The following is a 7,965-nucleotide window of genomic DNA, read 5'->3' as shown; positions in this document are numbered from 1 at the left end:
CGGCCTGCCCAACTACCGAGTTTGTCACACGCCGCCGCGGCGATTGCGGGCGCTCACCGGCGGCGTCATGGGCCTCCTGTTTCCTGCAATGTTCCCCATTTCCTCACTTTGTTCCGATTGTGCGTGAAATGCAACTGTTGCGAAGGTTTCCGAACCCGGTGATTTGAAGGTCGGTTGCGTCTCCCCTGATAGAGGGATCGCGCGTCCAGAACCTGACATATGCCCCCTTTCTACCCATGAGAACTTGTACATCCACTTGGGTTTGCGTGGCAGCGAGATTCAACGCGGAGGGACGTGCCAGTCAGGTCCGCCTTCCGGAGGGACCCGCTTGTCGGGTCCGCTGTGCAACGTTGGATCATCCATTCCCTTTTGCCCGGGCACGACAAGCGTGCCCTTCCGACCTTTTCCGGAGGGACCTGCTTGTCAGGTCCGTCGTGCAACGTTGGATCATCCATTGCGCCCTGCTCGGGCACGACAAGCGTGCCCCTCCGACCTTTTCCGGAGGGACCTGCTTGTCAGGTCCGTCGTGCAACGTTGGATCATCCATTGCGTCCTGCTCGGGCACGACAAGCGTGCCCCTCCGAGGTTGCACCGACGCCGTGGAAGGCGTCCCTCCAATAAGCGCAAATTCCAATAAACGCAAATCCCACGTCCGCTACGGGACACCGTAGGGGCAATTCATGAATTGCCCGACCAGCGCATTGCCCCCGTGGTGCCCCGAAGGTTCTCGCCCAAGTGGGGATGGGTCACGTCCAGAACCTCTCGACACGTCAAGCGTTGAATATTGTGAGGCGAGATCAAAAACGTCGGCCCAGCGGCCTCAACCCCGCGAGGCTACCCGGATCAATAGCAAACAGCGTCCCCAGATTTGCGGCCTCCGCCCAGACCGGTGTGCAAGCTGCGAAAGGTGCAATTCATGCGAGTATGATCCGTTGTCGCCGGCCGGGGTTGTGGAATCTGGCCGCGGTTGATGCCATCATTAAGAGTGAGTTGTGTAGAAACTGATGGATGCGGCAACATAATGATACACGCGGCATCAACCCAGGTGGGATTCCACGAGGATGATCCTTGGCTGAAAAGGACTCCACTGCCCAACAGACAGCCCTCTGCGACCCCGACGTGCGTTTGATGCTCGAGGTTCGCGATGGAAGCGCCAGTGCGTTCGAGGAACTGGTGCTGCGCTACCAGTCCCGCATCATCGCGGTGCTGGAACATCTGGTGGGCAACCGGGATCAGGCCGAGGACCTGGCCCAGGAGGTGTTTCTTCGGGTCTATCGGGCAAGGCATACGTACGAACCCAGCGCCAAATTCGCCACCTGGTTGTTTCGCATCGTCAATAATGTGGCCATGAATGCCCTGCGGAGCCGAGCCCGCCGACGCGAGCAAACCGTGCCGTTTCGGCCGGGGGACTCCCAGCATTTCGAGGCCCTCGACGATGCCATCCAGGTCCCCAGCGGCCAGATCCCCGCCAGACGACTGGATAAATTGGAGATGCGGGAGGTGGTGCGTCTGGCCATGGAGTCCCTCAACGAGCGACAACGCATGGCGGTTCTCCTTTGCAAATTCGAGGGGATGAGTTACGCGGATATCGCGGCGGCCATGAAGTTGTCGCCCAAGGCCGTGAAATCGCTTTTATCGCGGGCGAGAGCGAAATTGCGGGAAATCCTGGAACCGTATCTCCAGAGCGGGCAGATGCCGCCATCAGTGGGCGCTCCGCCCGCTGTGGTATCCGAATCCGGAGAACAGATCGCGGAACCACCGGGGGAGAATGAGGGTTCTCCGGAGAGCCCCGATCGATGAAGAAAATCAATGAAGAAAGTTGAAAGCAAAGGTTTTCCTCAGAGCGGTTGAGTAGAGAGAATGTTGAGACGCTGTGACATTCGGTGGGACGGTTTCAAATGAGAGGGAAGTAGAGACCCCATGACGCGCCCGTCGCCAGATCCCTCAGATGCCACGGTGCGGCTGGAAGCGCTACGCGAAGATCTCGTCGCGTATCTGGACGGCGAACTTTCCGCCGAGGAAGCGGCGCGCATCGAACGCCTGATCAACGAAGACCCTCAGGTCCGTACCGAATTGCAGCGACTGGCCGAGACGTGGGATTGGCTGAACGTCCTGGAACGGCCCACCGTTGACGAGGACTTCACCCGCACGACCATCGAAATGGTGGCCCGTTCCGCCGTTTCCGAGATTCAGGAAAAGACGGAGTCGCGGCGTAAATCGTTCGCGCTCTTTGCGGCGATCGGGGTTTTGGGAACGATTGTCTGCGTGCTGGTGGGATACACGATCGCCTTTTCTGTTTGGACAAATCCCAACCAGTGGCTCCTCGAGCATTATGCCGTCATCCAAAATCAGGACCTTTATCGGCATGTGGAAAGCGTTGCCTTCCTGCGGATGCTCAAGGAAAACGGTCTGTTTGCGGAGGATGAAGACCTGCCGGGTAATGAACCGGAAGAGTCTGCCCGGCAGTTTAGCAACCGGTCATCCTCCGCGGGTGAGAACCGCGCTCCTGGGGTGACAGCAGCGACGCTTCCACAAAAAGAGGTTGCCGCGGCCTCTCATGCTCCGCAGGAAGGACCCCCTGTTTCCCCGCGCGGCTCCGGCCCGCCGGGAGTTCCGAAGTCGGATCAGAGCCCAGCGGAATTGCGGGAAGCTGTAACGAATAGTGCGCCTTCCGTGGAAATGCCGCGACTGGTGATGATTTCCGATCCTGCCGAGGCTCGACGCCAGATTGAGGCGATGACGGATGCGGAGAAGTACGAACTCCAGCAGAAAGTCGAACGATTCAAGAAGCTTCCGGCCACAGAGCAGGAACGCATGATCCAGTTGCATAAAGAGCTGATGGCGGCGCCGGATGCAGCGGAGCTGGCCTCTGTTCTTGTGCGGTATTACCAGTGGTTCACACTCCTCACCCCGGTGCAGCGTGGAGAAATGGAAGCCCTGCGGCCGGAAGAGCGGATCGCATGGATCAGGCGAACCCGCAGTGAGATGGTGGCGGCCGCAATCAACCGGACGCTGTTCAATTTCCCGCCCGAACGAATCCGGCAGCTCCTGGAGGCATCGATGACCTCACGGCCGGAAGACCGACCGGCTCCGGAGGACGTCTTTGTCCTTCTTCGGTTCGTTGAGGAGACGGCGTCCAAGCGGGGCGAGGAGTTGCTGGAAAGGCTCAGTCCTCAGGAGCGGCAGAACCTCGTCAGCAAGCTCAATCAGTTGCGCGATCCCCAGCAGAGAAAAGAATTCCTGGCGATCACGTGGCTTCAGTGGCAATTGGATCATCCCGATCAGAGCTCGATGATCACCCCCCAGGAACTGGACGAACTGCTTAACAAATTTTCACCCGCCACACGGTCTCGGTTGGAAGCATTGCCGCGCGACGAACAGCTCAAGCGTGTGTCCCAATGGATTCGCGGGTCAGTATTCTTCCGGTACGTTATGCCGCGGGTTTGGGCGGATATGCGGCGCCCGGTGAGCGAGCAGGAACTGAGCCGTTTCGTCGAGGAACACCTTTCCCAGGAGGAACGTGCCGAATTGCTTTCTCTCCCGCCTGAAGAGATGCAGCGTGAACTCACCCGCCGCTACCTCCGCTGGCGCTATCCGGGAGTGGGCATGGGCTGGCATTTTCGGGGTCGGGGTGGAGATCGCAAGCCCCTGCCTGGCCCAGAAGGGCGACCACCAGAACCGGGGAAAGAACGGCCAGGGTTCGGCCCCGGCGGTCCTGGTTTTGGGGCACCGGGCGAGCCACCACCGCCCGGCCCTCCTTCAGGTTCTGAGCAAGGCCCTCCCGGTGAGCAACCATCATCCGGCCCTCCTTCAGGTCCCGATTTTGGCCTGCCTGGTCCCCACGCACCTCCAGGTGCGGACCCGCGGTCGCGCGACTCGTCGGCCCCGCCTCTGTCACCGACGTCGCCTTCTAAGCCATAATGGGGAAAAGGTGCTGTTGGAAGTTAACTCCGCCAGAACCCGCCTGCTTTCCCAGAGGCGGTATTCTTCCCCTTGTTGGGTCGTCGCCGCGGCGGTTGCTGGATCTCGGTCCTCCCCATGTGACTTTTGACGGGAAAACATGTCATGAAGATCGGTTTGGTGGGCTATCAGGGATGCGGCAAGAGCACGCTTTTCGAATGGCTGACGGGTGTGACGCCTGATCCTGCGCTGGCTCACACCGGCCAGTCGGCCATGGCCACCATTCCCGATTCGCGACTCGAGGAACTTCAGCGGATTTACAACGCGAAAAAAGTCACACCGGCGGCTCTGGAAATCATCGACACGCCGGGGCTGAATCGCTCGCATGAAGGCAACGCCTCGAAGCTCGCCATCCTCCGCGATGTGGGGTGTCTGGTGATCGTGGTGCCCGCATTCAGCGGGCACGATCCCTCCGCTGAATTCCAATCGTTTCAGGAGGATCTGATTCTGGCGGACCTGGAGATCGTGACCGGCCGCATCGAACGGGTGGAAGCCTCGCTCAAAAAGCCCCATCCGAAACCGGAACGCGAGCAGCTTGAGGAAGAGTTACGGGTGCTTCAGTTGGTCAAGGAGAGGCTGGAGGCCGGGAATCCGCTCAAGGAGTCGGAGATGACTCCCGAGCAGCTCAAGCACACCCGATCCTTCCGCCTGCTGTGTGAAAAGCCTCAGATGGCGGTGATCAACACGGCCGACGATGAACAGGATTTTGCCCGGTATCGGAACGTGCTGCCGGCACAGATCCCGATTTTTGCGGCTCCGTTGGCGCTGGAATTGGAGCTGGCCAAGATGTCACCGGAGGAGCGGGTGGAATTCCAGGCCGAGCTCCACGTGGGGGGCGCGGACCGCGGGGCCCTGCTGCGGCTGATGATGGAAGTGGCAGGCCAGCAGGTGTTTCTAACGGCGGGACCGAAGGAAGTGCGGGCATGGCTGATGCGCCGGGGAGGAACCGCCCTGGAAGCGGCGGAGACCATCCACACCGATCTTGCCCGGGGATTCATCCGTGCCGAAGTGATGTCCTGTCAGGACCTCATCCGGTTGGGTTCGGAGCGGGAGGTGAAGGCCCACAACCTGGTCCGCCACGAGCACCGCGATTACGTCGTCCAGGAAGACGACATCCTGCTCATCCGGTTCAGTGTGGATAAGTAAGAACCGGATTGAAAGCTGCAGCCATCGACTTCCCGAAGCGCAAAACGTCAATCCTGAAGCTCGAACTTGAAGTCGTTTTCTCCGCTGGGGTTGACTGTTGCGCGCAGCCCCGAGGAATTGGGATCAGCATATTTCGCTGGAAGAAGATGGCGGGGACCAGTGTTCTGGAGTGATGGGGCTCCTCCCTGCGCCGGATTCGCCGGCATGGCGCCGACTTCCGTTGAAGACGGTTGGGTCGCTTGTTCGCCTCCCTCCATTTTGACCACCGTGACCAGATAGTCACCCGGCAGAGCACCGTCGCCCGGATCAAAAGTTGTCAGAGAGGCGCGGCCCTGAGCATCGGTTCGTCCAAAGGCAGGTTTACCGTCTGGATTTGCCGGATGAAACGTGACGGTGGCGCCCTCTATAGGAGCACCGCGGTAAGTGACCGTCACCGTCACAGGAACCCGCTTCGGGCGATTGTCGGCTGCCTTGTTGCATCCGCAAAGGGAGAGCGTCGAAATAAACAATGCACCGATGACGAAAAGGGAGTACTTCATTTGCTGTCCCTCATTGTGGAGTGGTCGGGGAAGTGAACTCAAACGGTGAAAACCTAGGCGCGAGCCGTCGCGCGGGTAAGCGACCGCCATCATCACGTTAAACGAATCGGGCGTTTATGCTGCGAGTATTTCGGCTGGACGCGTCATGGAGCGCTGACAGGTTCACCACCCGCCATCGAACCGAGCGCACCCCAGACGCCATAGGGGCTGGGACCACCGCCATTCCCGGGCTGAGGGGCAGCCAGATTTCCCGTGTCAATTGTCTCACTGATAAACCGAACTGACCCATCCATGAGCAAGGCGTTGACTCCGCCCGGGTGATAGCTGGAGGGCGAGAAAATACCCCATTCCCAGCTATTGGCGGTGCCGAGGCAGCTTGGGCTATTGGGGGGCAGGACGGTCGTGACACCATTCCAGTACGGGCGACCATCAGCCCAGCGGCGCCCCACCACTTTTTCGGAGTGCAGGGTGTAGCCGCTGGCGTACATTCCATTCTGGCCTTTGGTGGCCAGGCACAATGTGGGATTTTGGTCGATGCCCGCGAGATTCGCCACCCCGTCGCCGCGAATCGCCCCTGTCTTGGTGTAGATACTGCGCTCGATCATGCCGAAGGTGTTGCTGGAGCCGTCAGTGATGTCGGAGAAACTGGCCCAGTAAAAGTGGGCGAAGGGACCGCGGTTTGGCCGATCGTAGGCGTTGCGATTGATGTGGTCGCCGACATTGAAGTGATAATTGTTGAAGCCCTGCTCGCCCGAACTCTTCTTGCCATACGCAGGGTCAGAGGGGCACAGGAGGGTGGGGACTTGCTGCCGGAAAGGCCAGTAGTCCGTCCGCCAGGCTGCCGGGCCGAAGGGTTTGGTGGGTGTACCGTTGTCAAGGGTTCCGCCAGCCGTGATAGCGTCCCACAACGCCCGCTGTTCGAGGAACGGCGTCAGAGGAATGAGCCCGCAAAGCTGGCCGTTGTTATTGTCGTCCCACGGTGATGCGCCGGTTGTCCCAGCCTTGAGAGGCACAAATCGGTTGTGAACATCGTGATAGTTGTGAAGGGCAAGCCCCAGTTGTTTGAGATTGTTTGTGCACTGCGAGCGGCGGGCGGCCTCACGCGCAGCCTGCACCGCCGGAAGAAGCAGGGCAATCAAAATGCCAATGATGGCGATCACCACGAGCAGTTCCACGAGGGTAAAACCCCTACCTCTACAGCAAGACACTCGCTTCTTCATCGCGCACCTCCTGGGGCTTTGCTCGAAGGAAAAACGTTGGGCGGGGAAACCATCTGTAACAGGCGGGCTCGCTAACAGGCGGGTCAACAAGCCGGACGGCTCAATTTTAGTTCATCGTATTGAAAAAGCAACAAGCAAGCCGGGGGGAGCCGGGGTTCTGCTCGCGGAAAAAGAGACTCGGCAGAACTAAGATAATGTCTAAGACGTGAGATTGTCGTAGGAGGTGTCACAGAAAACGGCCGTCGCCTGGACTATCGCTCCATGAGACACCGGAAGTCCAGCCGCAGTTGGAGTAAAGGGGCCGCGAAGGGATCGAAAAAAGGCTGGTTTTTTCGGGATAGGGCGGGAGGAAGTAGATGACCGTTTGGAACAAGCGTCGTAGCGTTCCTCTGTGCCGGGAGTACACGGTAGGGGCAATTCATGAATTGCCCCTACCGCAATACATTCCGTTTGCCCATGATTAGTTGCAGAGGCTATCCATGATTTGCCCCTGCCAACAGGCTTCCCCCTGTTTCGCCCCTTACGGCCTCAGGGCGTCAGTTGGATATCAAACGTGTTGGCTTTTGGTTCCACCGTGAAGCTCAGACCGGAGGTATTTTCGTTGGCGTACTTCTCCGGGAGCAGATTCTTGGGGGCCGGTGGCGGAGGCGCGTTTTCCTCGGGTGGCTGGTACTCCTCTTCACTTCCACCTGTTCCTGTCTGGACCGTGGATTTGGGGTACTTGAAGATCTTCACGAGGTACTCTCCGGGAATGGCCCCATCTCCCTTGGCGAAGGTTCCCAACTCATAGCGACCCTGGGCGTCGGTTTCCCCAGTGGCCACCTGAGGACCTTGGGCCTGCGCGCCACCCGCGGAACTCGAGGCACCCGTTGCCACAGCCTTCGGCACGAACACCACCCTGGCTCCCTCCACCGGTTGTCCGTTCATGGTCACGGTGCCGCTGACGGGATACGTTTTGGGGCGGCTCGGTCCGCGGGAACACCCCAGAACGAGGGCCAGAGCGACCGTGGCTGCTATCGAAAAATGGGAAATGGGAAACTGGGGCAGTCATGGTTCCTAAAACAAAAGCGGCCGCCCAAACGGCGACCGCCTCGGGGTTC

The 7,965-nt window shown here is 59.7% G+C and carries 6 protein-coding genes; 3 read left to right on the top strand and 3 right to left on the bottom strand.

All coding sequences use genetic code 11. The features are described 5' to 3' along the window. The first annotated feature begins 1,068 nt into the window (after nucleotides 1–1,068). From H5U08_RS06080 to H5U08_RS06070, 3 genes are all read left to right on the top strand, one after another. Entirely contained in the window at nucleotides 1,069–1,800 is a 732-nt protein-coding gene (locus H5U08_RS06080) for an RNA polymerase sigma factor (protein ID WP_297031275.1), read from the top strand. A 120-nt stretch (nucleotides 1,801–1,920) separates the two neighbouring features. Further along, the gene (locus tag H5U08_RS06075) at nucleotides 1,921–3,921 is read left to right on the top strand and encodes a hypothetical protein (protein WP_297031274.1); all 2,001 of its coding nucleotides are present in this window, start codon (nucleotides 1,921–1,923) and stop codon (nucleotides 3,919–3,921) included. 144 nt (nucleotides 3,922–4,065) lie between these two features. After that, nucleotides 4,066–5,106: a DUF933 domain-containing protein gene (locus tag H5U08_RS06070; RefSeq protein ID WP_297031273.1), complete on the top strand. Its 1,041-nt coding sequence runs from the start codon at nucleotides 4,066–4,068 to the stop codon at nucleotides 5,104–5,106. Nucleotides 5,107–5,153: 47 nt separating this feature from the next. Here H5U08_RS06070 and H5U08_RS06065 read toward each other — a convergent pair whose 3' ends face one another. From H5U08_RS06065 to H5U08_RS06055, 3 genes are all read right to left on the bottom strand, one after another. Continuing rightward, entirely contained in the window at nucleotides 5,154–5,645 is a 492-nt protein-coding gene (locus H5U08_RS06065; protein ID WP_297031271.1) for a hypothetical protein, read from the bottom strand. A gap of 143 nt (nucleotides 5,646–5,788) precedes the next feature. Then, a complete protein-coding gene (locus tag H5U08_RS06060; protein WP_297031269.1) occupies nucleotides 5,789–6,865 on the bottom strand; it encodes a DUF1559 domain-containing protein in 1,077 nt (358 codons plus the stop codon). Nucleotides 6,866–7,393: 528 nt separating this feature from the next. Continuing rightward, nucleotides 7,394–7,792 carry a hypothetical protein gene (locus tag H5U08_RS06055; RefSeq protein WP_297031267.1) on the bottom strand — a complete coding sequence of 133 codons (399 nt, stop codon included), beginning with the start codon at nucleotides 7,790–7,792 and terminating at the stop codon, nucleotides 7,394–7,396. Between the last annotated feature and the right edge of the window lie 173 nt (nucleotides 7,793–7,965).

It is taken from the genome of Thermogutta sp. (assembly GCF_014359955.1).
Taxonomy (GTDB): Bacteria; Planctomycetota; Planctomycetia; order Pirellulales; family Thermoguttaceae; genus Thermogutta.
Note: the sequence above shows the minus strand (reverse complement) of the source record. Positions and strands in the feature narration are given on the sequence as shown.

Excerpts from the sequence above, each read along its gene's own strand:
- H5U08_RS06065 (WP_297031271.1), bottom strand. The coding sequence starts at position 5,645 with ATGAAGTACTCCCTTTTCGTCATCGGTGCATTGTTTATTTCGACGCTC.
- H5U08_RS06075 (WP_297031274.1), top strand. The coding sequence starts at position 1,921 with ATGACGCGCCCGTCGCCAGATCCCTCAGATGCCACGGTGCGGCTGGAA.
- H5U08_RS06060 (WP_297031269.1), bottom strand. The coding sequence starts at position 6,865 with ATGAAGAAGCGAGTGTCTTGCTGTAGAGGTAGGGGTTTTACCCTCGTG.
- H5U08_RS06055 (WP_297031267.1), bottom strand. The coding sequence starts at position 7,792 with ATGAACGGACAACCGGTGGAGGGAGCCAGGGTGGTGTTCGTGCCGAAG.
- H5U08_RS06070 (WP_297031273.1), top strand. The coding sequence starts at position 4,066 with ATGAAGATCGGTTTGGTGGGCTATCAGGGATGCGGCAAGAGCACGCTT.